23 protein-coding genes and 2 pseudogenes are annotated in these 24,664 nt (G+C 58.9%); 8 read left to right on the top strand and 17 right to left on the bottom strand.

Going from position 1 to position 24,664, the window contains the following annotated elements:
- Positions 1–10 precede the first annotated feature (10 nt).
- From IHQ72_RS02910 to IHQ72_RS02895, 4 genes are all read right to left on the bottom strand, one after another.
- Positions 11–1,189, bottom strand: a complete 1,179-nt coding sequence (locus tag IHQ72_RS02910) for an NAD(P)/FAD-dependent oxidoreductase (RefSeq protein WP_258121070.1) — start codon at positions 1,187–1,189, stop codon at positions 11–13.
- A 2-nt stretch (positions 1,190–1,191) separates the two neighbouring features.
- Positions 1,192–2,160, bottom strand: coding sequence for a D-2-hydroxyacid dehydrogenase (locus IHQ72_RS02905; protein WP_258123712.1), 969 nt, complete (start codon positions 2,158–2,160; stop codon positions 1,192–1,194).
- A gap of 2 nt (positions 2,161–2,162) precedes the next feature.
- Complete coding sequence (locus IHQ72_RS02900; RefSeq protein ID WP_258121069.1) at positions 2,163–2,960, bottom strand: pyrroline-5-carboxylate reductase; 798 nt, start codon at positions 2,958–2,960, stop codon at positions 2,163–2,165.
- Positions 2,961–3,064: 104 nt separating this feature from the next.
- Positions 3,065–3,565: a methyltransferase family protein gene (locus IHQ72_RS02895; RefSeq protein WP_258121068.1), complete on the bottom strand. Its 501-nt coding sequence runs from the start codon at positions 3,563–3,565 to the stop codon at positions 3,065–3,067.
- 146 nt (positions 3,566–3,711) lie between these two features.
- Between IHQ72_RS02895 and IHQ72_RS02890 the strand changes: the two genes are divergently transcribed.
- Together IHQ72_RS02890 and IHQ72_RS02885 are read left to right on the top strand one after the other, a co-directional pair.
- Entirely contained in the window at positions 3,712–4,215 is a 504-nt protein-coding gene (locus tag IHQ72_RS02890) for a MarR family winged helix-turn-helix transcriptional regulator (protein WP_258121067.1), read from the top strand.
- 214 nt (positions 4,216–4,429) lie between these two features.
- Entirely contained in the window at positions 4,430–4,741 is a 312-nt protein-coding gene (locus tag IHQ72_RS02885) for a hypothetical protein (RefSeq protein ID WP_258124088.1), read from the top strand.
- A 73-nt stretch (positions 4,742–4,814) separates the two neighbouring features.
- Here the strand turns inward: IHQ72_RS02885 and IHQ72_RS02880 are convergent, their stop codons facing one another.
- From IHQ72_RS02880 to IHQ72_RS02870, 3 genes are all read right to left on the bottom strand, one after another.
- Positions 4,815–5,048, bottom strand: a complete 234-nt coding sequence (locus tag IHQ72_RS02880; RefSeq protein WP_258121066.1) for a hypothetical protein — start codon at positions 5,046–5,048, stop codon at positions 4,815–4,817.
- Between the two features lie 539 nt (positions 5,049–5,587).
- Entirely contained in the window at positions 5,588–5,992 is a 405-nt protein-coding gene (locus IHQ72_RS02875) for a LysR substrate-binding domain-containing protein (RefSeq protein ID WP_374120328.1), read from the bottom strand.
- Between the two features lie 75 nt (positions 5,993–6,067).
- Complete coding sequence (locus IHQ72_RS02870; RefSeq protein WP_258121065.1) at positions 6,068–6,634, bottom strand: NnrU family protein; 567 nt, start codon at positions 6,632–6,634, stop codon at positions 6,068–6,070.
- Between the two features lie 967 nt (positions 6,635–7,601).
- On the opposite strand from IHQ72_RS02870, the gene IHQ72_RS02865 reads away from it, so the two are divergent.
- Positions 7,602–7,895, top strand: a complete 294-nt coding sequence (locus IHQ72_RS02865; protein WP_258121064.1) for a GYD domain-containing protein — start codon at positions 7,602–7,604, stop codon at positions 7,893–7,895.
- 344 nt (positions 7,896–8,239) lie between these two features.
- Here IHQ72_RS02865 and IHQ72_RS02860 read toward each other — a convergent pair whose 3' ends face one another.
- The 5 genes and pseudogenes from IHQ72_RS02860 to IHQ72_RS02845 all read right to left on the bottom strand — a co-directional run bounded on the left by IHQ72_RS02860 (position 8,240) and on the right by IHQ72_RS02845 (position 12,980).
- The gene (locus IHQ72_RS02860; RefSeq protein WP_258121063.1) at positions 8,240–10,060 is read right to left on the bottom strand and encodes an FAD-binding oxidoreductase; all 1,821 of its coding nucleotides are present in this window, start codon (positions 10,058–10,060) and stop codon (positions 8,240–8,242) included.
- Between the two features lie 122 nt (positions 10,061–10,182).
- The gene (locus IHQ72_RS37015; RefSeq protein WP_374120379.1) at positions 10,183–10,437 is read right to left on the bottom strand and encodes a hypothetical protein; all 255 of its coding nucleotides are present in this window, start codon (positions 10,435–10,437) and stop codon (positions 10,183–10,185) included.
- A gap of 94 nt (positions 10,438–10,531) precedes the next feature.
- A pseudogene (locus IHQ72_RS02855) lies at positions 10,532–10,684 on the bottom strand (IS6 family transposase); the annotation flags it as partial.
- A gap of 181 nt (positions 10,685–10,865) precedes the next feature.
- Positions 10,866–12,620: an adenylate/guanylate cyclase domain-containing protein gene (locus IHQ72_RS02850; protein ID WP_258121062.1), complete on the bottom strand. Its 1,755-nt coding sequence runs from the start codon at positions 12,618–12,620 to the stop codon at positions 10,866–10,868.
- A 126-nt stretch (positions 12,621–12,746) separates the two neighbouring features.
- Positions 12,747–12,980 (bottom strand): hypothetical protein, encoded by a 234-nt coding sequence (locus tag IHQ72_RS02845; protein ID WP_258121061.1) that lies wholly within the window; start codon positions 12,978–12,980, stop codon positions 12,747–12,749.
- A 409-nt stretch (positions 12,981–13,389) separates the two neighbouring features.
- Here IHQ72_RS02845 and IHQ72_RS02840 point away from each other — a divergent pair, with 409 nt between their 5' ends.
- The 4 genes from IHQ72_RS02840 to IHQ72_RS02825 all read left to right on the top strand — a co-directional run bounded on the left by IHQ72_RS02840 (position 13,390) and on the right by IHQ72_RS02825 (position 18,567).
- A complete protein-coding gene (locus tag IHQ72_RS02840) occupies positions 13,390–14,904 on the top strand; it encodes an ATP-binding protein (protein ID WP_258121060.1) in 1,515 nt (504 codons plus the stop codon).
- Positions 14,904–16,193 carry a hypothetical protein gene (locus IHQ72_RS02835; protein WP_258121059.1) on the top strand — a complete coding sequence of 430 codons (1,290 nt, stop codon included), beginning with the start codon at positions 14,904–14,906 and terminating at the stop codon, positions 16,191–16,193. Before IHQ72_RS02840 ends, IHQ72_RS02835 begins: the two co-directional genes overlap by 1 nt.
- 113 nt (positions 16,194–16,306) lie before the next feature.
- The gene (locus IHQ72_RS02830; protein ID WP_258121057.1) at positions 16,307–17,239 is read left to right on the top strand and encodes a hypothetical protein; all 933 of its coding nucleotides are present in this window, start codon (positions 16,307–16,309) and stop codon (positions 17,237–17,239) included.
- Positions 17,240–17,856: 617 nt separating this feature from the next.
- Positions 17,857–18,567, top strand: coding sequence for a hypothetical protein (locus IHQ72_RS02825; protein WP_258121055.1), 711 nt, complete (start codon positions 17,857–17,859; stop codon positions 18,565–18,567).
- Here the strand turns inward: IHQ72_RS02825 and IHQ72_RS02820 are convergent.
- Together IHQ72_RS02820 and IHQ72_RS02815 are read right to left on the bottom strand one after the other, a co-directional pair.
- Positions 18,564–18,779: a hypothetical protein gene (locus IHQ72_RS02820; protein WP_258121054.1), complete on the bottom strand. Its 216-nt coding sequence runs from the start codon at positions 18,777–18,779 to the stop codon at positions 18,564–18,566. The two genes, IHQ72_RS02825 and IHQ72_RS02820, sit on opposite strands and share 4 nt — an antisense overlap.
- 58 nt (positions 18,780–18,837) lie before the next feature.
- Complete coding sequence (locus IHQ72_RS02815; RefSeq protein WP_258121053.1) at positions 18,838–19,704, bottom strand: P-loop NTPase fold protein; 867 nt, start codon at positions 19,702–19,704, stop codon at positions 18,838–18,840.
- 1,004 nt (positions 19,705–20,708) lie between these two features.
- On the opposite strand from IHQ72_RS02815, the gene IHQ72_RS02810 reads away from it, so the two are divergent.
- Positions 20,709–21,014 (top strand): hypothetical protein, encoded by a 306-nt coding sequence (locus IHQ72_RS02810; protein WP_258124087.1) that lies wholly within the window; start codon positions 20,709–20,711, stop codon positions 21,012–21,014.
- Between the two features lie 86 nt (positions 21,015–21,100).
- Here IHQ72_RS02810 and IHQ72_RS02805 read toward each other — a convergent pair whose 3' ends face one another.
- The 3 genes and pseudogenes from IHQ72_RS02805 to IHQ72_RS02795 all read right to left on the bottom strand — a co-directional run bounded on the left by IHQ72_RS02805 (position 21,101) and on the right by IHQ72_RS02795 (position 24,571).
- On the bottom strand, positions 21,101–21,226 hold the full coding sequence (locus tag IHQ72_RS02805; protein WP_258121052.1) for a hypothetical protein: 126 nt from the start codon (positions 21,224–21,226) through the stop codon (positions 21,101–21,103).
- 367 nt (positions 21,227–21,593) lie between these two features.
- Positions 21,594–21,831: pseudogene (locus tag IHQ72_RS02800) on the bottom strand (hypothetical protein).
- Between the two features lie 256 nt (positions 21,832–22,087).
- Positions 22,088–24,571 carry a hypothetical protein gene (locus tag IHQ72_RS02795; RefSeq protein ID WP_258121049.1) on the bottom strand — a complete coding sequence of 828 codons (2,484 nt, stop codon included), beginning with the start codon at positions 24,569–24,571 and terminating at the stop codon, positions 22,088–22,090.
- Between the last annotated feature and the right edge of the window lie 93 nt (positions 24,572–24,664).

The raw sequence follows: 24,664 nt of genomic DNA, 5'->3' as shown, positions 1-24,664 counted from the left end.
TCATCCTTCCTCACGATGCTTTTTCCTCCGGCGCAGATGTCGCCCCGATCCGGCCAGGCGCAAGATCGCCCGGCTCGATGCCTTGACGCAACAGATCATCCGGCAAGCGTCCGGTGCCGATCAGATCGCGACATGCCCTGGCCAAGGCCGGCGATGTCTTGATGCCGTAGCCGCCCTGGCCCGCCAGCCAGAAGAAGCCCTCGGCCTCGGCATCGAAGCCCACCACCGGCGAGGCGTCGCTCACGAAACTGCGCAGGCCCGCCCATTGGTGTTCTATCCGGCGCACGTCGATCGTCGTCGCCCGCTGCAGGCGATCGACCCCTACGGCGACGTCGAAATCGTCGGGAAAGGCGTCCATCGGCTCGCTCGGGGTCGCATCCGCCGGCGAGACGAAAATCCGGCCGGCGTCCGGCTTGAAGTAGAATTCCTCGCCGACATCGTTGACCAGCGGCCAGCCGGCAATGGAGACGTCATCCGGTGCCGCGACATGGAATGCGGTACGTCGCTTCGGCACGAGACCGATCGGCGCAATTTTGGCCAAAGCGGCGATCCTGTCCGCCCAGGCGCCGGCCGCATTGACGAGGATCGGCGCGGCGAACAGTCCCTGGCTCGTCTGCAGCATCCAGCGATCCTTGTGCCGCTCGATCGCCTCGACGCCTGCATTGGTGACGATCCGGCCGCCACGCTTGCGCGCGTTGCGCAGGAAACCCTGATGAAGCTCGTTGACGTCGATCTCGCGACAGTCCGGTTCGACGATCGCACCGGCGACATAGTCGGATCGCAGCACCGGCACGCGCGCAAACGCCTGTTCGGGGCTGACCCGATGGATCGACGGGACCAGTTGGCGGGCCCTTTCGAGTTCCTCTTCAAGCCGGCCCAGCTGATCCTGGCGCGCGATGGTCAGCATGCCACGCGGAAGCATCAAGGGATGATCGCAAAAGCCCTCGGGCGGCGCTTCGAGAAAAGACCGGCTGGCGATCGCCAGCCGTCGGATGACGGCGTTGCCGTAATTCTCCGTAAAGCTCGCGGCCGACCGGCCGGTGGAATGGTAGCCGCAATGGCTTTCGCGCTCGAGCAGGATGACCGACGAGATGGCCGCCAGTTCGTAGGCCGCACTCGCTCCGGCAATGCCGCCGCCGATGATCGCGATATCGGCTTCCTGTATCGAGGCGCTGTCGGGAGACTTCATCGCTAGTAGCCGCGCATTGGATCGACAACGCCGAGCAGCTTTTCGCCGCGCCGATAGCGGCTGAGATTGTCTGCGAACATATCGAGGGCTTTCTCCTCCCAGCCTTCATAGACCGACGAGCAATGCGGGGTGACGATCACGTTCTCATACTGCCAAAGTGGATGATCCTTTGGCAGCGGCTCGGTCGAAAAAACATCGAGCGCGGCGCCTTTGATACGGCCGCCGTCGAGCGCCGACAGCAGTGCTGCCTCGTCGACGACGCCGCCACGCGAAACGTCGATGAGCACCGCCGACGGGTTCATCGCGGCAAACGCCGCAGCGCCGATCAGCCCGCGCGTCGTCTCCAGCAGCGGCACGCAACAGGTGATGAAGTCGGCCCGGCCCCAAAGCCCCGGCAATGCCTCGATACCGTGAACCTCGTCGACATCGACGGTTGGCCTCGGATGCGCACGCACGCCCAGCGTCGTCAGCCCCAAGGCCTTGGCGCGCCGGGCCAATGCCTGCCCGGTCCTGCCGAGGCCGAGCAGCAGCAAGGTCTTGCCCTGGATCGGCTCGACCGTACCGGTGATCCATGTCCGGGCGCGCTGATGCCTGGCGAAATTTCGTAGACCCAGCGAGAAGGACAGCATCGCCCCCAGCGCGTACTCGGCCATCATATCGGCCGCGACACCGGCGGCGTTCGTCACCGTCACCTTTTCGGGGTTCCAGCGACCCAGATGATCCGTCCCCGACCCGCCGACCGACACCCATTTCACCGTCGGGCTTTCCAGGAGAGCGGAACGCGGAAAGCGCGCTGTGCCGTCGAAGCGCACCGAGTAGACGATCTCGGCCTTTGTCTCTTCTATCAGGGCGGCCAGACCGGCGTAGCTGTCACAAGGGTAAACCGACAGCCCAAGATGCTTGTCCCGCAACAGCTTCATCGCCACCGCCGGCGAGCTGGTGTGGAGGATTATGGCAGGGCCGACTGTCATCGTCACGATGGAGGGCCAATGCGCGGCGCTGCTCCTGCCGCGATACGCCGATGCACGCCATCCAGGCTTTCTGCGAAGGCATCGAAGACATTCCGTGCCGTGAGCTCGCGCAAAATCTGTTCGTTGAGCCCGCCGCGTGTTGCATAGTGTTGCGCCAGATCCATGAAGCCCGTATCCGGTGCTGTTTCCGGTGCGTTGGCCAGCGCTTTGAAAATGGTGACGATATAGTCGTGCGCCCGCGCATCCGCGACGCCATGTTCTGTCAGCCAGCCACGGATTGTATCGAGATATTTGAAATAGCTGGCAAATGTCGCGGTAACGACGCTCAGCGCGTCGAACTCGCTCGGATCCTCGACCTCGATCACCTTTCCCAGCCGGCCGAAAAACGCCGACATGCGCCGATCGGGCGGACAGATGATTGTCGCTCCCTGCCTGTGAGCGATCATCGGCATGGGAAGTGCTTTCGTCACCTGCTCCACAGGAGCGATCAACGTGGCTATCTCCTCGCGCGACAGGGTGGCGATCAAGCTGACGACGTGATGGTCACGACGAAACCGCAGTTCTGCAAGCACCTCATGCGCAATCTGCGGCCGAACCGCCAGCATGATCGTATCGCAACTGTCGAGGACGGCCTGATTATCGGGTGCAACGCGTACATCCGGGTAGCGAAGCGCCAGGCCGGCAGCGATTTCTTCATTACGAGGCGACAGGACAACCGGTACGGAATTGTCCGCGGCGGATTTAAGTCCGGTGACAATCGCTGACGTGAGCGCGCCTGTGCCGATGAAGCCGAGTTTCATTTGAAATCCCTAAGTGTTGGTTCTGGATCGTCGTCAGCCGACAAAATAGTACCAGCTCGGCGAGACTTTGGGATCAGAGCACGCTGTCGGCATTCCTGCGGCGCTCAGAGCCAGCGCCGCACGCTTTGCTTGTAGTCGCGATAGGCATCGCCGAAACGCCGCTCGAGATAGGCCTCCTCGCGGGCGACGACGCCGTAGCGGATCAGGATCGCCAGCGGCAGCGTCAGGACAAGGATCCAGATATTCTGCGCGGCTACGCCGATGCCGCCATAGATGAGGAACATGCCGAGGTAGATCGGATTGCGCGTCCAGCCGTGGATGCCGGTCGTCACCAGCACGCGCGTCGGCTCATTCGTCGGCACCGGCGTCTCCGCGCGCATGAAGTTGCGAATGCCCGCGGCGAAAAGCGCAAAACCGATCACGATCAGCGCGCCGCCGATGATCCAGGTGACCAGGTCATTCCTGGGAATCGGGAACGGCAAACGCAGCAGGCGATCCAGCACGAAGCCAATCAGAAAAGCAGCGAGAAAGAGCAGGGGCGGTCTCGCGATGACACCTGCGGTTCCGCTGTCGGTTACCTCTTCCCCAGCCGGTTCCGTTTCCATGTCTGCTCCCGCAGATGCCTAGGGCTACGAAGCTCATAGCCGCTTAGAAATGACAATCAAGGTGTCATCCTAAAAGTTGACAACTGTGGTGTCAATCGCAGAAGTTGGCCCCGACAGAATTGGCCTGGATAGATGGAAAGAAAGCGATGGCGTCGGCACGACACGGGACTGACCGAACGAAGGGGGCGGACCCCAACAATGACGGCAAGGCCGAGGCGATCACCGAGCTGATGCTCGAAGTGGCCCAGTGCTTCTTCAGGATACGGGCTCTCGGCCAGAAGACCGGGCTCATCACCAGTTGGGGCGGTGGTGCGTTCGGCTTCATGCGAAGCGTGGCGCTGCTTGGTCCGCTCACCGTGCCGCAGATCGCCCAGATGCGACCCACCAGCCGTCAGCGCATGCAGCGGCTGGCGGATGAGCTTGCGGCCGAGGGGCTCGTCGAATTCATCGACAATCCAAAACACCGGCGCTCGAAGCTTGTGCAGCTGACGCGCAAAGGCGCCGCGCGCTACGGCGAGCTGAACGCCCAGCTCATGGCGATCGCCTCGACCATGGGCGTCGCTCTCGACGAAGCCGACATCCGCAAGACCGCCGGGATCGTGCGGCAGCTGAGCGACGATGTGAAAGTGCGGTCGGAGCGGCTGTCGTAGCGCTGGCCCAAAAGCGGCGCGGCGCCATTGAAGGGAATTTCCTGCCCTGCTTGAGTGTCTCCCTGATCGCGTGCCGTTTCACCCTGGATGCGCTTGGCTGTTTGCCACGTCCGTCCGGCCCGCCGGCGAATGATTGCCAACCCGGAACCTCTGCGGAGCTGAGGCGTTCGAACCGCAGAAGCTGAGAGCTGCGCCACCGCAAAAGAGTACTGCAATGGCTCAGAAAGCAAAGATAACGACAGGCACCAACGACCGGCCGCGCAACGAAACCATAGGCCAATCCGGCGAACCCGACGACAGCAGCACGTCGCTTGAAGTCGACGAGACCGCCGCCCGGTTGCGAGGCAAGCTGCAAGGCAAACCTGCGCAACTTGCGGAAGATCAAGCCAATGCCGACGCGGCTGGCATTCCTGGCGCCGGCGAGCATATGTGCCACCGCTGCGCCGGGACAGGCATGATCGACGGCCGCGCCTGCCCCGAATGCGGCGGAACCGGAAAGGTGACGACGCCGATCGGCGGCGGCTAAGGCGATCAGGGGGAGCGATCTCGCGGCAACCTTGATCACCGAAGCGCCAAGGGGCCCATGGCAATGGTGCGGATCAGATCGCCGGCACCCACTTCCAGAACACGCCCTCCATCCGTTCGGGGTAGTGCTTGAACTCGCATTCGAAGCGCCATCCGTAAGTCTTGGCGGCCGCCAGCGCTGCCGGGCTGACCGGGTTCATGCCCGTTCCCGGCGCGAACCAGTCTTCCAGCAAGTCGTCTGGTATGTAGGCGCCGATCCTCAAAGGCAGCTTTTCGAGGACGACATCCATTTCCTCAGGTGCGGACAATGGTTTCTCCCTTCAAGAGCTATCAACGAACAAGTCATCTGAAACCGATTGGGTTCCAGACAATGGCAGAGTGGAAGGGAAACGTGATGGGCGACTGTCTCTCGATCTGCACATTTCAGGCCGCCCGCCGCCGCCGGTTGGTCGAACGCCGGCTAGCGTGTTCTCACAAGGTTGCAGATAGAGCTATGGGGCATACTTGACGACCGCTTGTGGGCGCCTTGCCGTCCGGCAGGACCGGGGCCGGAAGCAGACCGGCAACTTCTGGTGTCCGAAAAACGATAGCGGACATTCGGACGGCCGCGATGCGTGCGAACGGCGACCTTGTCGCTTATTGTCGTGAACGTCACGAAATGGTGCGTTCCGCTGGTTCAAACACCTGAGCCGCAGAACGCCCGATATGAGCTTCGAAGGACTGGCTGTACTAGTTTCGCGACCATAGCTCTTCCGCCGCAAACGCTTGTTGGTGATATGGAATGCACACGCGGCTCATCAATTCAAGATTGCCGGCGGCACATTCCGGCGCGACGGTGACGGTTCTTCTAAGCTTCAAAAGGCGGACGCGTGTTGCGACTCGGCGATTGGTCGGACGCTCGGTCCCAATAAGGCGGATCGCCGAAGCTTCGCCGCAGACTTTCGATGAGCGCGAGCACCTTGGCTGACGCACTGCGCTCACGCGGATAAGCGATGAACAGCTCCGCGCCTTCGGCCTCTACACCAATGTCGATTCGGGTGAGGGCCCCGTCTACAAGCTGGTAGTGGACGAAGAAGGTAGGCAGCAGCGAAATGCCGAGGCCGGCGACAGCGGTGTCGCGCATGACCACGCCGTTATTGACACGAAGCGCCGCGCGAGGGCGGATCACGGTCCAGTTCCCCGGACTGCCGAAGCGCCAGTCGGCATTGCGGTTGGCATAGAGGATTCCACAATGGCTCTCGATCTCCGCCAACGATCCCGGTGTGCCATGCGCAGCGAGATACTCGGGGGATGCCACTAGTCGAAGGCGCGCCGTCGCTGCGGACGTTCAAGCGAAGGGCGAGACTCCGAACAGCCAGCCGTGCAGCCAGAGCCCGAACAATGCGAAAGCCACCAAGCCGATGCCCACAGCAATCAGGTTGCTACGCGGTCGCACGACCGCGGGTGCCGGATCGCCGCGTGGAATGACGGCAATGAGATCGACAATCGCGTAAACCAGAAATGCTCCGAAGACTAGGAGCGAGGCAAGGTCGCCATTGGCCAGGAGGTGGCCGATGGCCCAAAGGATGATGCCCACCAGCATCGGGTGCTTCAGCCGATGCTTGATTGAACCCGTGGGCAAGTAAGCGGCTGCCAGAAAGACGAATGCGGCGAGCACCAACACCGACGCGACATGGCGGCCCCAAGAGGGCGGCTCGTAGATCTCAGGCGCATTGGGCCGATAAAGACTCCAGCCCCAGACGATCAGCACGAAGCCGATGATCGATAGGAGCGAATAAAGTCCCTTCCAGCGCCGCTCGTTTGTGGCGATTTGCTCATCACGAAAGCTGCCGGCGGCGATCCGAACAGAATGGATTCCGAAGAAGATCACGAGGCCGAAAACCAGTACTAGCATAACACCTCCGAGGTTCGGCGCGTCGGCGGGAAGGAAGGCTTGCTTACGCTCTCGCTCGAGTTGCCGGCTGCATATGCGCAAAACGGATCCTGCGAACGAGATGGTCAGAGTAATATATCAGGGACCCGCAATCTTGGAATGGGCAAAGCTGCCGATTGGCACGGCACCGCACGTTTGACACCTGCCAGTCGCCGCCTTCGCGCGGCACCACTCGGCCGTCGGTCTTCAAAGTCTCGCTCTTGGCGTTGATTCGGCTGTGCGCCACCTTTCGGGTCCTTCGCCCAATACGGGATCAGACCCCACCGCGCCGACACAAACATGGTCGTACCGCGCACCAACTCATCGACAACGATCATCGGATATGTCAGCCGGGGTGCGCCGTTCTAGACCGGAAACTGGTTCGACAGCCGGTCGACCTTGTCCGGATCAGCGAAGGAAAACTTCGCCACCATCTCTGCGATAGAGCGCTTTACATGAACCCGTCCACACATCGGGCGAAGATTGTTGCCCGAAAATCGAGACTCGAGCTTCTGGACTCAGGACAGCGACAGACACCGCTATGACAATCGTTCTGGCTGGTGGCGAAAGCGTGCTGTAAGTCTTGTCCTCCAAGTGGCCGTCGATCTCAGCTACAGTCCCTCGACGGTCTTCCTACACTTGGGCCGGCTGCGAGGAGTTGGACGACGTCGCAGGGATGGCTTCGCCGAACTGCTGGACCACGGCTCGATCGAGATCACATTCGCATCACAATGGCGACGAGGCCATCCTCCAGGCCAAACGTGATCCTTCTTCAACGGCCTGCTAGGGCCTTCCGCCCACTGTTCCCGAGCCAAGGCGTCATAAGGGAGCCATTCTTGCAATCGGCCTTAGCAATGGGACGCAGTTCGCGTGACGTGCTATGCTTTGAGGCGGGAGATACGGCGGTCGCCGAAGCGCCCGCACGCCTCCCTGTCTATGGGAGGATAATATGGCTTACTATGTGCTGCTCACCAACTTCACGGATCAGGGGGCAAAGACAGTCAAGGACACCGTAAAGCGTGCTGAAGCATTCAAGGAGATGGCGGCCAAAAGCGGGGTCAAAGTGCATTCGCTTTACTGGACGCTCGGTCAGCACGACGTGGTCGCGATTGCCGAAGCCGACGATGATATAGCCGCGACCGCGCTCAGCTTATCAATAGCTTCGCTCGGCAACGTCCGAACGCAGACCCTAAGGGCGTTAGACGCCAACGATATGGCAAAGGTCATTGCCAAGATGGGCTGAAAAAAGAAGCGACAATAAAGATCGCGCCGACCGTTGGCGCAGGCAAACGGCCGACGCGACCGCGCCGATCCACAGTTCCGGGCGGCTGGTACGACTTCTTCTGCCACAGCGGCGCGTTTCCGCGATTTGCGCGAAATCTGGGAACGGGGGAGCCGCTCGGAACGGCGACCACGATGATGGTGGCTGAGCAGAGTATATTCCACGACCCGGCTCATCCGTTCGGCCGTCATTTTGCCCATGACGCCAAATCATTCTGCTGACCGTGGCGAACCTTCGCCTTTAACAAACGTCGCACATTGAATGGTTGAGGTGTCCGCAGAGGTTCCTTGCCCCGATCGCCAATGTCAGGTCACTCTCGTGAAGCCGTCGGCGCTCCAGCGTTCACTGCCCACACCGTGATGCACGAAGAAGAGGCCGTCAGGGTCGTATTTGTCCTTCACGGCGAGGAGCCTTGCGTAGTTCGAGCCCCAAAAAGACTCCCGCCACGCCTCGTCGAAGAAATCGCTTTCCGACACATAGGAGCCGACGGCCGGCAGTTTGCGCGCCTCGGTCATTGCGTTGTCGATCGCGGCTGCATGCCGGCGGGCGGTCGGCACGTCGGGCTCGTGACCGGGAATGCCGGGATAGGCCGGCGGCCCTTCGGCGCCGCTGATGGCCAGCGCGAAGGCGTCGAGCACCGCCGGGTTCGTCGCCGTGTCGCGGGCCGCCTCAATTGCCTCCGCAGAGGCGCCTGCCAGGCCCTTGTTGAAGTGCAAGGAGATGCCCCAATGCCGGGTCGCCGCGAACAGGGCATCGGCAAGACGGCCCTGCTGGCCCGGTTGCAGGAGGAAGGACGGAAGCCAGGCGGACTGATAACCGTGCAGGACCTGTCCCGCTTCCCCCACGTTGCCTGCCCAGAATAGGTTGGCTTTTGGCGCGCCGGGGCGATCGTCGGCGATCACCAATCCGGGAAGTTTTGTGAGAATTGCGGGGTCCCAGAAATTTCGAGCCGGCACCGCCATGATCATCGGCTCCGAGTCGAGGCTGAAATCCTGCGGAGCGCCTTCCAGCCAGTCCAAGAACGGCCGCCAGACCGTCTCCGTCTTCTGCTGGTCGAGCCCTTGGAACACCATTGCGATATCGAGAACGTTGCCCGGCCGGAGGCGGATCTGCTCGCCCCAATGCGGATTGAACAGCGCCGCGCTGTAGAATTCCAGGATCTGGCCGATTAGCCGGCGGAAGGCGGCGTCCGATGCCGCCTTGATCGTCGCGAACACCGCGCCGAAGAACTGCGGCAGTTCGTGTGTGCGCAGCGTAAGCCGCGTTACGACGCCGAGGCTGCCGCCACCGCCGCCCTTGATCCCCCAGAATAGGTCAGGGTTCGTGCAGGCGTTGGCGATCCTCACTTCGCCATCGGCGGTAACGATCTCGGCCCCCAGCAGGCTCGCCGCGGCCATCCCGTAGGCCTTCGAGAAACTGCCGAAGCCGCCGCTCTGGATCAGGCCCGCAACGCCCACCGTCAGGCAGCCGCCACCCTGGACGTAGCGGCCCGCCTTCGTCGTGACCGCGTCGTAGACGTGACCCCAGATCGCGCCTGCCTCGACGGTGACGGCCGGCTGCGGCGGCTGTTGCCCGGCACATCCCGTGGCGACGAACGCATCATGCAAGGTGACGGCGTTCATTTTGCGTGTCCAGATCACCAGGGAATCCGGGGCACAGGAGGTGCCCTGATAGCTGTGCCCGCCGCCCTTCACGACGAGCCGCAAATTGTTCTCGCGGGCGAAATTTACCGCCGCCACGACATCGCCGGTCGTTCGCGCGGCCACCGCATAGGCGCTCGGCTGTGACGTCCAGCCATCGACCCAGCCGAGGGTCTGCGTTAGCCCAACCTCGTCGCCGAGGTAATAGGGATTCTTCAGTTCCTTGAAGACATCGGTGCAGCGGGGGCTCGACGGCGCTTCCATGCACGCGGCGAGCGGTGAGCGAACCTTTTCGAGTTGACCCCCGACCTCCTGGTTAAGCCGGTCCCAACTTGCCTGGGACGGCCATTCCGGGTGAGTCGGACGGACGCGCGACATAGAACGGTCTGCTGCCGCCGCCTGGATCGGGCTAAGCACCCACGACCACAGGCTGTGCAGGAAGGGGAGGGCTGCTGCGGTTGTCCGCAATAGACGTCTTCTGTTCATTTGACCCCGTCCTTAGCCCGAAGGCCCGTGTTCGATGGCCCGGAGGTAAGCTACCGCCGCCTCGGCACATCCGCAATGATCAGGTGTCTGGATTCCGCTTATCCCTCCGCTCCAGGGTCTCCTCAAGGTATCGCGCGGCTCCGGCTCAGTGGGCCCCGAAATAATCGCGAGCGAGGCTTGCATCGCGGCGCCGCGCTTATAGGCCTGGGCCCGTCATCGCGACCGATGATGCCTATCGGGATGAACTCCATCGCAGCGGATTTGTCGGCCCCTTTCGGCTGGGGCGCGACAGCTGGCAGGCGGCCCTGCCCGACCTCGGGACGCCAAATGAACAGCATGTTGGCGTTCATGTTGCGCCGGCGCGCCGCTTCGGCCACCGATGTGCCAGGCACCAGCGTCTCCGCCACGATCCGGGACTGGTTTTGTTGCAACGGCTGACTTGGGACGCAGGGAGAAGTGGTGCGCTGTTGGTCAGGCGGCGAGAATGGCGAACTGCTCGGCCAGGGATGGATTGGGATTGTAGGTGTACCTCGCCTGGTGCTTGCGCATCATGTGAACCATCTCGATACCGGACAGGATGATGCCGGCGGTGACGGTCGGCTTGAAGCCGAGCATCGGTCGAATTGAAAGACGGCTGACTGGATGCCGGCGTTGGCGACGAGAGCTCGCGGTTCTGTGCCGCATTGCCGGCGCATTCGATCGCGGCCTGTTCGAGGCGACAGGTGTGCGTTTCGAGAACGTCACCTGGACTCCGGGCCATGGTTCCGGCTGCTGCCACATCTGCCTGGTGGACCGGAATATCTGATCAGATCGCGATGCCGGCGTTGCGCAGCCCCTCCACCAGCCGACCGAGCTGACTGGGATTCCGATAGGGGAGTATCTGACCGAGGCGTTCAACGGAAAAGTTCGGATTGACCTGCTGCGTCTCCTGCCAGTAGCGGCGCGCTTCGTCATGGCGTCCGGTGAGGCCATAGAGGCAGGCGAGATAGAAGCGCGTCATGTCCGTCCGCGGCGCCAGCGCCAGCCGCCGCTTGAACGCGATCTCGGCTTCGTCGAAGCGGCCAAGCGCCAGGAGGGCCCTTCCCATTAGGTGCAGGGACATGTCGAACTGGGGATCGAGCCGATGGGCCCGGGTAAAAAGCGCAACCGCATCTTCATGCTGCCCCTGGAAATCCCTCACGCTGCCAAGTACGCTGAAGGCCTGTGCGGAATTGGGGTCGAGAGCGATGGCGCGCTCCGCTTCATGCTCCGCCTCGTCCAGGCGCCGCATCCAGGAAAGGCAGATCGCAAGCGCGATATGGCCTTGCGGCTCGGTGTCGTCGGTTTCGATCGCCTTGTGCGCCAGTTCCCGCGCCTTGGTCAGATTGTCCTCGGTCGCGCCGTTCCACTGGTTGGCGTAGTCGGCGAAGGTGACCATGGCGAGCCCCGAATAGCCGAGAGCCAGCCCCGGATCTATCGCCAGTGCGCGCTCTAGCATCTTGCGCGCTTCAACCGATGCCTCGGGACGAAATTGCAAGGCGGTCTGACGGGCGCGGACAATCAGATCGTAGACCTCCGGATCGACCTTGCCGTGCTTGCCGCGCCGCGCCTCCTCGCCGGCGGTCAGCTTCACCTCGAGTGCGCTGACGATGGTGCGGGTCACCTCGTCCTGAACCGCGAAGATGTCTTCGAGATCGCGATCATAGCGCTCCGCCCAGAGATGGCCGCCCGTCGTCCCGTCGATCATCTGGGCGTTGATGCGGATACGGTTGGCGGCCCGGCGCACGCTTCCCTCCAGCACGTAGCGGACGCCGAGCTCGCGGCTCACCTTGCGCACATCCGGTGCCTGGCCCTTGTAGGCGAAGGAGGAATTCCTGGCGATGACGAACAGGCCCGAGACCCTCGAAAGGTCGGTGATGATGTCCTCGGCGATCCCGTCGGCAAAATAGCCCTGCTCGGGATCGCCCGACATGTTGTCGAACGGCAGCACCGCAATCGACGGCTTGCCGAGCGGCGGCTGCAATCCACCGACTGCATCGGCGGGCGCGGCTGTCTTCGGCGACCAGGTCCAGATGTGCAGCGCGCGCTCGATGTTCTTGACCTCGCGATTGCCGCCGTCGACGAAATCGATGCCCAGGCGGCCGCGCATATGCTCGTGGATACCATCTGAAATCACCACGCCCCCCGGATCGGCGAGCCCCTCGATGCGGGTGGCCACGTTGACGCCGTCGCCATAAAGATCGCTGCCCTCGACCATTACATCGCCGAGATGGACACCAATGCGCAGCACGATGCGCCGTTCCGCGGGAACGTCGGCATTCGCCGCGGCCATGGCCTGCTGCACTTCGATCGCACATTCGACGGCGCCAATGGCACTGCCGAACTCGGCCAGTATCGCATCGCCGATCGTCTTAAAGATACGGCCCTGATGGCGGGCGACGAGCGGCTCCACCATATCGCTCCACCGGAGCTTCAGCTCCGTCAGCGTGCTTGCTTCATCCCACTCCATGAGCCGACTGTAGCCGACGACGTCAGCCGCCAGAATGGCGGCAAGCCGACGTTGAATGCGTTCGTTACTCATATGCCTAACATTCGCTGAGAACGTATTAGCAGATAGGTACGCATGGCCTTCAAGTCCACTCGGTTTGACAGATCCGCGGCAATCTCTATCACTGAAGCGCCAAGGGGCCGATGGCAATTGTGCGGATCAGATCGCCGGCACCCACTTCCAGAACACGCCCTCCATCCGTTCGGGGTAGTGCTTGAACTCGCATTCGAAGCGCCATCCGTAAGTCTTGGCGGCCGCCAGCGCTTCCTTGCTGACCGGGTTCATGCCCGTTCCCGGCGCGAACCAGTCCTCCAGCAAGTCGTCGGGTATGTAGGCGCCGATCCTCAAAGGCAGCTTTTCGAGGACGACATCCATTTCCTTTGGTGCGGACAATGGTCTCTCCCTTCAAGAGCTACCGACAACAAGTCGTTCGAAGCCGATTGGGTTCCAGACCCATCGGTGAGAGCGAGGCGGCATGCGGGTAGGACAGGATTCGACATTCAGCTTTATGAGATGTGGCTGAAATGAGAGTTTGGCAGATCGCAAGTTGGCGCACCCGATAGGATTCTAACCTATGATCTCTGCATTCGGAGGGCAGCCAGCCAGCGGTCGCAATCAAGATCGAAATCGTTCACACCCCGGAAATAACTCAATGGCTACAGCCGGTTGACGTTAGAGGGTAACCCTCCGGCTTTGCCATAGTCAAGCTGGTTGCAGTCCCAAATTTGCAACCTCTGTGACGAGATTGTGACCGGGTTAGCTATCAGAATGTAGCCTATGGGGGGAAACTCGCGCCCGCAGTATGTTAGAAACCCGCACGGAAAATTTCGTCATTCCTGAGGCGCGAGTTGCGCGAATCCGCCAATGCATAGATATGTTGGTCAGCATCAAACTGCTGGATGAGCAATCTGAGATGACGAACTATCGGCTCGAACCTGAAGTGACCCGCCAGCCGGGCGACTTGGTAGTGGGCGATGCTGGGCAGCGCGGGCGAGATAAGCTGCTCCTTGGCACACTAGCAGAGGCAGGGGCTCGGCGGCGGCTATGGCTCGATATAACTGGTGAGCAGGTTGTTGGTATCTTCGGCAAGCGAGGAACCGGCAAATCGTACTCGCTCGGGTTGCTTTTGGAGGGCTTAGCCTCAGGAGCAGGATCAACGCGGCTGGCAGAATTGGCAACCCCGCGCGGCGCGTTGGTCCTGGATATCATGGACATTTTTTGGACCTCAACAATTCCACTTATTAATGACGGAAGCGCAGAAGTTCGCAAGCAGTTCGCCATTATGGATAAAGCTGGGTTCCAGTCTCGTGCTCTTTCTGTAGACCTTTGGATACCTGCGGGATTTCAGAACCCAGCGATTGATCCGCCTGGCGTGAGACAGCTTTATATAGCGGCGCACGAACTGGAGCTCGACGATTGGGCTTCTTTGTTTGAGGTTGATGTATTCGCGGAACCTAGGGGCATGCTGATAGCCGACATGCTGAACTATGTCAGCAGAGACGGGTATACCGATGTCAGAAATGGGAATAGGATAGCCCCAGACCAACAGTTTACGTTCGCCGATCTGAGTGCTTTTCTGGAGAACTGTTCTGAAATACAAGGAGTATACCAAGACACAACCGTTCGAAGCATACGACAGAGGGTTGGCACGTACGGCGCCCAAGCTTTGTTCTCCGGGACTAACACCCCGCTTACCGATGTCATAGGGAGTTTCCGGGTATCCATACTAATGCTTGCTCGCTTGCCAGACCCACTGAAGAACGTGGTTGTATCAACTTTGCTTCGCAGGCTCATGCGCGAGCGGAGGGATGCATCTTTCGCTCAGAAACGGCTAGACCTGGCTGGTGATCTCACCAAAGAAGAATCAACACGCCTAGCCGAAATCATTTCGACGTCAGTTCCACGCACTTGGGTGATGATGGATGAGGCACACAACCTTGCAGGTACCGGACCTAACGGAATGGCGCGTGACACATTTGTCAAATACGCGAAAGAGGGAAGAAACTACGGACTGTCCCTTGCTGTAGCCACACAACAACCTAGCGCACTTGATCCAAGGCTTACATCCCAGATCGAGACGTTGATTGTTCACCAACTCACGAGCCCTAAAGACGCGGCGGTCGCGAGAGAAAACATCAGGTCGCCGTTACCAAGCGCGACAAATGTGGACAGCCAACCTGTGTCGGTAGACGATTTGCTACGTCGACTAGACCAGGGCACTACCACGTTTTCATGCGCAAACGCGCCGGCTCTAAACCGGCTCTGTGTTGTCTCGATGCGGCCACGCACCACGGCACACGGGGGCTATGAGGCCTAATGTCGCCGCCAGAAGGAAGAGTTCTTCTCAATCTAGACGAGTTCATGCTCAGGTTGGGGCACATTTCTGTGCTACTGGAAGTAGCGCTTGATCTGGGTGGAAACGAGTACCGAGTTATCGAGGAGTTGTCGCAGCGGCTCACCAGATTCGTGCAGGTATCAGATGAAGACGCTTCGCATGTGGCCGAATACCTTTTGTCGAAGTCGCTATGTGATGTAGTCGACGAGTCTGGTTCGATTGTCCGGCGCGGAAAAGATCGATATCCTCAGCTAAGAGTTCAGACAATATCTGATCACACAGCGTTGTGGGCAACGGATGCTGGTCCTCCGCAGGTATGGTGGCAGGACTATATGCTTAGCTTTCCCGATGTTCCCTCCCGGGTTGGTGCAGTGACAGTCGGCGGAAAGAGCGGGTCAAAAACCGGCCTTTCGCACATCTTTGACTGGGCGGTTCTGTTGGATTTCGTATCCAGAAGTGCGGACTTAACCCCAGAGGGACGTTTAGTTGCCAAAATTCGTGCAAGGTCAGGCGACACAAATCCTTATCTCATCGGACTTGAGCGGGTCGTGTACGCGTGGTCGTTTGTGCGAGCGGATTTCGACGTTTTTAAAGGTCTGGTGCTGGCACTAGCCGAAGTCGGGAAACCAATTAAGAAAAAGGACGCTGCCTTTATTTATGCCGAAATTATCTCGGGATTAGCTGAGGAGTCCGAAAAATCTCGATCCATGTCCAGTTCACAGAAACAACCGTTGTTCGATGCACTGGCCGACATTGAGCGGGCTGCACGTCACGGCGAATCGCCAGGCTCAACATCCACCGCATGGCATCGCACCTCGTCTCGGATGGAGACGCTTGTTGACCTAGGGCTTTTGGAAAAGGGCTCACAGTCCCGTTCCTACGAGTATTTCTATATGCCCACTGCACGTCTATCAGACGCAGCCCGAACGATTGGCTCGCAAACGACTTATAATGCATGGGTGAATGAAAATCTTATAGCGCTATTTGGGCCAGAGAATCTCATATCGGGTACGCCAGAACTCACGATAGAGTTACTAAATGACGCAATGACGCTTATCACGTCCGGCACGCCCTTAGTCTCCATTGACCGTCTAAGTCTTAGCTTGGCTATACTAGCGGCCGAGGGCGGGACTAAGCTGAATTTGAACGAAGTTCGGACCTCGATTTTAGCGTTTGCTAGACAGCATCCAGATGTTGTCCGGCCCTCTGCTGGCAGATATAGCCGCGACGCAGAATTCGTGTCAGTCAGGCGCAGGGGAGCTTTGAGGTGAGGGACGGGCTATTTAATCCCGGGGTGTTCGCGTTCACTGCGAGTCCTGAAACAGCAAGTACCTGGGCGGGACGACCCGACGGAAAACGTCGCGCGCAGCGGCTGGTACACCAGATGTTCAACAGGTCGGAGTCGTCTCTCGATATTGTTTGGGCGAATTTTGGAGCCGGAAAGACCCACTTCCTTCTTCATTTGATTGAGATGGCAAAGAAAGAAGCCGGGTCACATCGCTTTCTACCCAGCTACGTTGAGGTGCCAGAGCAGACGCGCCAGTTCTTAGATGTCTATCGCCGCGTACTTGCATCATGGCCGCTAGAGAATGTCGCGAATGCTATTCAGGAATTTGGCTCTGCTGAATCAGATCTTGCCAGAGCGGCCCAAACCTATATTCATGGGGGGGCAGCGGAACGATCATTGATCCACGACTGGATTGGCGGAGGGCGACCTTCGTTGAAGGATTTGCGGAACGCCAGCGGCATCTCAACAAGAATTGACGATGACATCCGGGCGGCTGAGATATTGAGTCAGATAATATCTGCCTTCGCGGCAAGATCTCAGCGCGTAATGTTGTGTTTGGATGAATTCCAACGTTTGGCCTTTGGGAACCCAAAGCAAGGCCAGCGAATAATGCAGAGCATTAGAAGTCTACTCAGTGCAAATAGCAATTGGCTATCCGTCGTTTTGGGCGTCGCTAGCCGCGCCGAGTCGACCGCGCTGGAGATTTTACCTTCTGAATTGAAGACTCTTGTCGGCATTCGACCCGGTATTGCGCTGCCAGCTCTCGACGAGGCGGAAGCAGTCTCATTTGCAGTCGAGCGAATGGCATCATTCCGGCCGACCGGTTATTCGGGGGACCCCGCTGCCCCTTTCGGCGCAGACGGTTTGGCTGCACTTGTGAACGCCTTGCACGCGAAAACTGGAGGCGCAGCATCACCTCGGGTCCTATTGCAGGCGCTTGCCTGGGTTTATGACGAGATGCAGTTTGAGGGGCGAATACTCAGTGTCGAGGAGATTCGCGCATTTGTGAACGACCTTGCTGAAGCCTGACAGACTATGGCTACGCAGGGCAGATATTCCGGCTAGTGTGGTCGCGGTAGCAGAGCTGCGATTCGGCGGAATATCGTTCTACTCTGATGATTTGCACCAGCTTGAGGCGTTTGCTGCTGAGGGTCTCCTTGAGGTTTGCAAACAGGCAAAGCTCTATCTCGCACTCACTCCTAAGCTACTTCGTGGACGCATCGAGAAGGCTGGAGGATCTTGGGAGGCAAGGGTTTTTTCAGCCATGCTCGGCTACGCCCTGAAATTGGGGCATGCAGACGCACTTCCCTGTCTGTCCTCGGCGGGGGGGCCATTTAGGGTGATTGTCCATAGGACCAATCTGTCACAATTCGATCGATGTATTGCAACCGCCTTTGCTCGGCTGAAGAGTGAGAGACGTATGACAATTTCAGGCCTCAGACTGCAAATGTTTCCGAAGAAGGAATGGGGCACATGGAGCTATACAAGCGCAGTTTGCGCTCGCCTGGCCTACCTAGGGTTTGCATGCCAGATCGACCAAGAGGACGCATATCAACTGAACCCTGAGCTAGATTATGCCATTCACAATAATTCCTGGGTGCTCTCAACTCCAATCGCGGGGGGGTTGGTGCGCTACAGGAGCGCTAATGCCTAGTGCGAAGGTTTATGGAGTTGACCGTTTCGGTCAGGTCGCGCTTGGGGAAGTGGAATTCTTTTCTGAGCCGAAAGCACCTGCAATATACGTAGGCACCAAGGCTACGGTGGGAGTGTTTGGCTCCAACACTTCCATCATCACCGCCGCTGGCCGCTCAGTCAAAGCAGCGTCGCTTGCCAGTGAGCTGACGGTAACCGACCATTCATTCGAGGCAATGTTGCGACTGAGCGAAATGGATTGCGAGCTCTTGAACCAGGGCTTTTGGCTAAGCCTCTGCGAGGTCGCCCTTGCCTCAGATGGGCAAGTTGTACTGCTTTCAAAGCAAAATGTGGACGGAAAGCTGATCAAAGTGGCGAAGACTGAAATCCGGGTTGGAACCGATTTCTGGGCCGACGTCACTACTTCCTTGGAGAGGCGCCGGAAGGATGGAGCGGATGCCGTCTTCGAACGTGGAGAGCATCCGTTACTTATCTGGTATCTGTCGGCATTGGTCGAGCTCGGCGTCTCGTATTCGCTGGCATACGACAGCATACAACATACTGCCTCTGTGGGCGTCATACTCAACGCGACATCCCACCCACGCGATTTGCGCGGAGCCTGTGCATTTCATTCTGCCTTTGATCTACCGATGGTTCGTATGGCTTGGGGGGACGCTTCGTGGAGCCCTGTTGTGGACGGTTTCCTGGTCAGAGCGTCTCATTAGAGCAGCCCCACCTGGCGCAGGCAGTCCTCGTCAATGAGCCCCTTGCCTTGCTTTAAGGCTTGAAACGCCACGTCATTCAACTTGTCGCAGATATCGCGCGGCTTCGCATTTTCTGCATCTTGACTCCAATAGGCAACGAACTCGGATCGAGCGCTGGGAGTGAAAGGGTACGCTGGCCAATCATATTCGGAAGGTAGTTGTTCGTCAGCCAATTTCTTTTCGACACATGATTTATCAACAAAGGTGGTGACAAGATTCCTAAGGAACCTATCACGTTCGCAATTCGATGAGATTTGCTCGACCCAGCCTGTTCAGGACCTGATTATCTTGAAGGACCTTTGCCAGATGTCGCTCACTGACACCGCTCATCGTATAGACAAATCCGAACACATCATTCTTGTCGTCGAATATAAGACGATTTACAGACATCCAGTGCTGCCGAGAGGCATCGTCCTTGTCGACATCCTCAAGTTTGGCAGCCTCGTCGCATACGTAGACAAGAAGTCTCCCAGTCGTTATTTGATAGATATGCCCAACTGCCAAAAGGACACTGTAGAATTCCTCACTTGTATTCAGCGGCTGGCCGAGTCCTATGTTCGAGCCACCCTTTCCACCCTTCAAGTATTCAAAAGCAGTCAGAACGTCAGGCGGTGGTGTGTCTCCGCGCCTCGCGAGCAGAAGCTTTGCGATGGCATCCGCTACATGGGAAACTACTCCAATGCGCGCCAAACCGTCTGAGATATGTGTCCCACCAGCTTTACTGGAATAGTCGTGGACCAGTTCAATAAGCCGCGGCAGGGTGAGTTTGTCCAGGAAAGAGCGAGTTAGAATGTCAAAGCGAGATTTCTTGGTTACGTCACTGAGCTCGACAATGATCGCCTCGGCTGGGTACTCGTTTAGGTGCTGCTCCAGCCACCACGCCATGTGGTTGACCGCATGAGTTTTCCCGACCCCCCAGCCTCCCCACAGCATCATCTTAATAGGCTCGCCAGCAGCGAATTGGCGCTCGATAGTGCTAAGGATACCGCCATCAATCTCTTGTTCATGGCAGAAGACCTGTTGGCGATCCTGGAGGACCTGAGGCTTGAAGCTCTTGCGATCCCCGCCTAGGCAGAACCATTCCTTAAGAGTCGCCATCTCGTCTAACCTGTCGCTAGTGTTACATTGTCTTGATCGCGGAGTTGCGAGGCGTAGCGGACCAAGTCATTGATCAGTGCCGCTACCTCGTTCTCCCGCGTTGAAACCGTCGTACGAAACTCGACTGCTAGCTCCTCATTGCGAGATTCTCCCCCCGGAGTGAGATTGGGGGAACCGAAGACTGCTCCTCGAAAGCCATTGCATTCCGCAATATACAATTTCGAATGGAGCTCCCGACAATGAAACACCTGAGACCCTGGGATTGAACTCAGCACTCGTACTGCATCGCTATGCCAAACATATACCGGAGGGCGGGTTACTATACACACAGAAACCCTCCGCCGGCCGATAGAATCGCGAATTCGTTCCGCCGGGTACGCACCTTCCGCACTTACGCTGATCCAAGGCGAAATCAACCATAACCGATATAGATCGTCCCTCTTAACATATACGAGATCGGCAAATCGCGACAACGCGTTACGACTCAGAAGGGTGATGCTGCTCATTTTATGAGCGTACAGTTTTTTCCCGGTTGCGCTCAATCTCGCTCCGAGGTTTCCACAATTGCCTAACGAGCAATTCGCTTCTGCCTTCGCTTCCTGTAGGCTTGTTTTGGTGAGCAGGACTTGTTGGATTGCATTTATCAACAGCCAACGATCCAGCACGGGCCTAACACGATAACGGGCGCTAGCCTGGCGCCGCACACACAACCTCCTTGCCAGAATCCGGTATATAGGCGATTGCTTTCAGCAGTGCCCACATCGGTCGTTGCTGACTCGGCATTGGGGATTCGGAGGAATTGGGTGTCGGCAAGGCTAATTCGATGCCGAATCTTCAGGCCGATCAAGGGAAGGCCCACGATTTTTTGCGGTTGACTTTTTTGCGGCGCTGGAGGCAGTGCTGACGCAAAGGCTGCCGCGGCGATTGCCAACCGGAACCTCTGCGGAGCTGAGGCGTTCGAACCGCAGAAACTGAGAGCTGTGCCACCGCAAAAGAGTACTGCAATGGCTCAGAAAGCAAAGATAACGACAGGCACCAGCGACCGGCCGCGCAACGAAACCATCGGCCAATCCGGCGAAGGCCTGCCGGGCAGCAAGCCGCTCGAAGTCGACGAGACCGCCGCCCGGTTGCGAGGCAAGCTGCAAGGCAAACCTGCGCAACTTGCGGAAGATCAAGCCAATGCCGACGCGGCAGGCATTGCTGGCGCCGGCGAGCATATGTGTCACCGCTGCGCCGGGACAGGCATGATCGACGGCCGCACCTGCCCCGAATGCGGCGGAACCGGGAAGGTGACGACGCCGATAGGCTGAGGCGATCAGGAGAGCGATCACGCCTCGCGACCATCTCAATCATCTCGATCATTGAAGCGCCAAGGGGCCGATGGCAATTGTGCGGATCAGATCGCCGGCACCCATTTCCAGAACACGCCCTCCATCCGTTCGGGGTAGTGCTTGAACTCGCATTCGAAGCGCCATCCGTAAGTCTTGGCCGCCGCCAGCGCTTCCTTGCTGACCGGGTTCATGCCCGTTCCCGGCGCGAACCAGTCTTCCAGCAAGTCGTCGGGTACGCCCGCATCATCGAATTTGGTATCGAGCTAATCTCGGAAGATCCGGATCGACCAGGTTCCATCGAGCGCCGAACTCGCACCTGGTGTTCGACTGCTGCACCTGGAGATCGCCGCGAGAAGGCGCGGAGGTGCCGCGCATTGCCTCTATTACATGAAGGGTCGCCTTTCGGACGATACGATCGGCGTCATTGTCGTTCGAGTGCTCCACGAGCGCATGGAACCGCGGTACAGGGTGATCAGAACCCTGAAGAATATGCCAGAAGCCAAGGTCGGCAGCTCGGAGACGTCCGGCCGCGATGAGCCGTCCAGTGGCTCGGGTTCCTCATCCGGTCACTGACGTTTTCATGGCCATAGTGGCCGCCATCGGTTTGGGGTAGTGCTTGAACTTGCATGCGAAGCGCCATCCGTAAGTCTTGGCAGCCGCCAGCGCTTTCTTACTGACCGGGTTCATGCCCGCTCCCGGCGCGAACCAGTCTTCCAGCAAGTCGTCGGGCACGTAGGCGCCGATCCTTCAAAGGCAGCTTTTCGAGGACGACATCCATTGCCTTCGGTGCGGACAATGGTTTCTCCCTTCGAGATCTATCTGAGAACAAGTCATTTGAGGCGGATTGGGTTCCAGAGCATCGGTGAGATCGAAGGCGGGCGTGGTCGGGATCGTCTAGGAACCCCGGTGCTTAAGCTCGGCGGGTCCGTTCGGCCAAAATTGCTCCCCATCTCTCCGGCAGAGCGGTCGCGAAGGCCGGATCGCCGCACCCTGCGGCGATCCACCTTCCTGCACCTCAATTCAGCTTGAGTTTGTCATCTATCGGTGCCTTATCACTCCACCTGCTCTGCCTGCTGAATTGAAGATGCGTCGACGATCTTCGGCAGATTTTCAGCTAAGGCCAGCACAGTGGATGCGGCGCCTCTAGCCGCCATACGACGAAAGTCGTCCATGAACTCCCCTATGCCACTATTTCCGGAGCTGTTGGTCGGATGCATGCTGCGAAGCGCGTGCTCGCAGCCTAACAAAAGAATGCGCATTCCGAGGATGTACTTCTCGGTAATGACGTCGCGGGCAACGCCGTCCTTCGCCGCTTTTCGGTATTTGATATGATAGACGTTGTCATAGTTGATCTTGTAAACGCTCTCCTGCCCGAGATCCTGAATCAGGCCACCGTCGGTCTCGGAGAAGTCATCCGGCCATTCTTCGGTCTGATAGCCGGACACTTCTCGCCCGTCCTTGGTCAAGAGAATGACGGCCGGCAATCCGTGGGTCGGGGCATCTTCCCCATCGCCTGCTTTCTTATCCCCGGCACTGACATCGGGCTTCGGCTTCGGCTTCGGCTTTACTTTTTTCTCATCGTCTTCATCGACCGCGGCAGCGACCCGCACGGTCACCTCTTCCGATACAACGGCCTGCGGCATTGCTTCGTCCTGTAATGCGATCCGAAATGTGAATGTGTCGTCGACATCAACATCTTCCTTGTCCGGAGAAAGGTAGAGGGTCAGTCGACCGTCCTTCAGATGCTCGCGTACGCCGAACTTCTTCCGAATCTCTTCGTGAAGGATCACTCGGCCGGGATTGTCTGGTCTCTGCAGATAATCGTTCTCCGCGTCCGTTCTGGCTCCCAGCGGTCGGCTGCGGCCCAGCGGAATTTCGACAGCGTTCTTCGCAACGCGTTCCTCCAACCGAATAAAGGTCGGGCTGTAGGATCCTTCGAACTCCTCGGCTGTTCCGCTCTCTTTTCCGCCAGCCTTGGACCCTCCGGAGGCAGGCAGCTTGATCGAAGGATCGCGGCTCGACAGCAAGCCGGCGAGACTGGGATCTCTGTCGACAAGCTTCTGGAACAGCGAATTGCCCTCTGTCTTCGCGGCGCGCTCCAGCTCCTCGGCGGCGATCTTGTCTTGTAGATCCTTCAGTGCCTGTGACTCTTTTATTGTCTTGGTGACCTCTTCGACGTAGCGCTCGCCATCGAGCGTGTTGCTAAGGTGCTCCCGGTCGCCCTTCCACACCTCGTTATGTGCCGCGAATGTCAGATTGCTGGCATCAACGATAACAACGATGCGGTCCTTTAAGGCAGGAAATCCGCATGTGGTGGAAAGATAGCCGCGTGTCTGCTTGAATTGGACCTGCCCGTTGACGGCATGGAAGACACGATTGTTGGAGTTGTTCGGCTTGAGCCACCCTGGGATGTCGCGCTTCAACGGGATCGCGCTGATGCTCACTTCGCCGAGATTCGGGTGCGAAAACTTGCCGACAAAAACCCTGTCTTCGCCCGAGGCTTCGTCTTCGCCTTCCAGTCCTTCTTCCTTGTGGGAATTAAGGAGCAGGAATTCCATCCCGTAAAAAGGGCGTGGGTCGACCCCCAATGCGCGGTCCGGACCGCGCTTCGGATCCGGCTTCTGCCTGAGATCAAGGATGCGGAATGGCAGGATGGTCTCGACCAAGTTCTCGTTAAGTGCATCGCGCGAACCGCGGAAGCTGAGAAACCGGGACCCGACCTGGTAGTCGTAGAGCTTCACGATCGTGCCCGCATTCAAATGCATGCGGTCGTAACGCTTCTTCTCGATCGTGTGGTAGGGAAACAGCTCCTCGGCATCGAACCTTGCGATCTTGCCGCCCGGCATGACGAAATACTCCGCCACAGGCATGCGATCGCCGTCGGTCGGGCGGCGACGCATGATGGTCCATCCCCACGGACCCGACTTGTCGTAACGACGGGACACGATGAGCTTGAACCAGCGACGGCCGCAATAGCGAAGCACGCCGGACGAGCCCATGTTGAACTTGCCCTGGACGAAGTTGATAGATTTCTTGTTGCCGGCGCTCAGCGACAGGAAAGTGGTCTCAAAATCGTCCGGGTGCTGGCCTTCACCGTTGTCGGCGAATGAATAACAGGGCAAGCCTTCCGCCTTCGACTTCGCACCTGTGATACCGATCGCGAGATTGCTCTGGGCGAACTTCTTGAGCCATGGATCGTTGGGCCCGAGATTCACCAGCTTTCCGCCGTGCATCTTATGAACGAGGTGGTCGACCGCTTGGTACATGGTGGTGGGGGCCTTTTTGCCCTTCGGATCGATTCCCTTGAGGTAGGCGTGTTTCAGGAGCACGGCATCGACCATGTTGGTCATCAGTTCGGTCAATGCCTTGCCGCCGTCCGATGCCTGGTTAGAAGTAACGTTGAAGTTGGTCTCCCGACCGTCGAGAGGCTTCCAATTGTTTGAATCCTGCATCTCCGGGACTGAAGCAAGAATCTTTTCGACCTCGAGTTCGGACTCGGCAGCCAGCAGTGACAGACAAACTTTTTTAGAATCCATGAATTTGTTCCCCTATTCCAACGTAAACTTGGTCGCCCCATCTCTCTTTCCGGAGAGTTCAAACCGTTTCCGACAAACGCTGATCTCGTCGTT

The sequence above is a fragment of the Mesorhizobium onobrychidis genome, from assembly GCF_024707545.1.
Classification (GTDB): domain Bacteria; phylum Pseudomonadota; class Alphaproteobacteria; order Rhizobiales; family Rhizobiaceae; genus Mesorhizobium; species Mesorhizobium onobrychidis.
This window is presented reverse-complemented; position numbering and strand designations above follow the sequence as displayed.

Bases quoted from the DNA above. Each gene is read 5' to 3' on its own strand.
- IHQ72_RS02870 (WP_258121065.1), bottom strand. From the start codon at position 6,634: ATGCTAGTACTGGTTTTCGGCCTCGTGATCTTCTTCGGAATCCATTCT.
- IHQ72_RS02850 (WP_258121062.1), bottom strand. From the start codon at position 12,620: ATGAGTAACGAACGCATTCAACGTCGGCTTGCCGCCATTCTGGCGGCT.
- IHQ72_RS02900 (WP_258121069.1), bottom strand. From the start codon at position 2,960: ATGAAACTCGGCTTCATCGGCACAGGCGCGCTCACGTCAGCGATTGTC.
- IHQ72_RS02830 (WP_258121057.1), top strand. From the start codon at position 16,307: ATGTTCAACAGGTCGGAGTCGTCTCTCGATATTGTTTGGGCGAATTTT.
- IHQ72_RS02905 (WP_258123712.1), bottom strand. From the start codon at position 2,160: ATGACAGTCGGCCCTGCCATAATCCTCCACACCAGCTCGCCGGCGGTG.
- IHQ72_RS02825 (WP_258121055.1), top strand. From the start codon at position 17,857: ATGCCTAGTGCGAAGGTTTATGGAGTTGACCGTTTCGGTCAGGTCGCG.
- IHQ72_RS02890 (WP_258121067.1), top strand. From the start codon at position 3,712: ATGGCGTCGGCACGACACGGGACTGACCGAACGAAGGGGGCGGACCCC.
- IHQ72_RS02815 (WP_258121053.1), bottom strand. From the start codon at position 19,704: ATGGCGACTCTTAAGGAATGGTTCTGCCTAGGCGGGGATCGCAAGAGC.
- IHQ72_RS02795 (WP_258121049.1), bottom strand. From the start codon at position 24,571: ATGGATTCTAAAAAAGTTTGTCTGTCACTGCTGGCTGCCGAGTCCGAA.
- IHQ72_RS02895 (WP_258121068.1), bottom strand. From the start codon at position 3,565: ATGGAAACGGAACCGGCTGGGGAAGAGGTAACCGACAGCGGAACCGCA.
- IHQ72_RS02840 (WP_258121060.1), top strand. From the start codon at position 13,390: ATGTTAGAAACCCGCACGGAAAATTTCGTCATTCCTGAGGCGCGAGTT.
- IHQ72_RS02860 (WP_258121063.1), bottom strand. From the start codon at position 10,060: ATGAACAGAAGACGTCTATTGCGGACAACCGCAGCAGCCCTCCCCTTC.
- IHQ72_RS02885 (WP_258124088.1), top strand. From the start codon at position 4,430: ATGGCTCAGAAAGCAAAGATAACGACAGGCACCAACGACCGGCCGCGC.
- IHQ72_RS02810 (WP_258124087.1), top strand. From the start codon at position 20,709: ATGGCTCAGAAAGCAAAGATAACGACAGGCACCAGCGACCGGCCGCGC.
- IHQ72_RS02835 (WP_258121059.1), top strand. From the start codon at position 14,904: ATGTCGCCGCCAGAAGGAAGAGTTCTTCTCAATCTAGACGAGTTCATG.
- IHQ72_RS02865 (WP_258121064.1), top strand. From the start codon at position 7,602: ATGGCTTACTATGTGCTGCTCACCAACTTCACGGATCAGGGGGCAAAG.
- IHQ72_RS02805 (WP_258121052.1), bottom strand. From the start codon at position 21,226: ATGAACCCGGTCAGCAAGGAAGCGCTGGCGGCGGCCAAGACTTACGGA.
- IHQ72_RS02910 (WP_258121070.1), bottom strand. From the start codon at position 1,189: ATGAAGTCTCCCGACAGCGCCTCGATACAGGAAGCCGATATCGCGATC.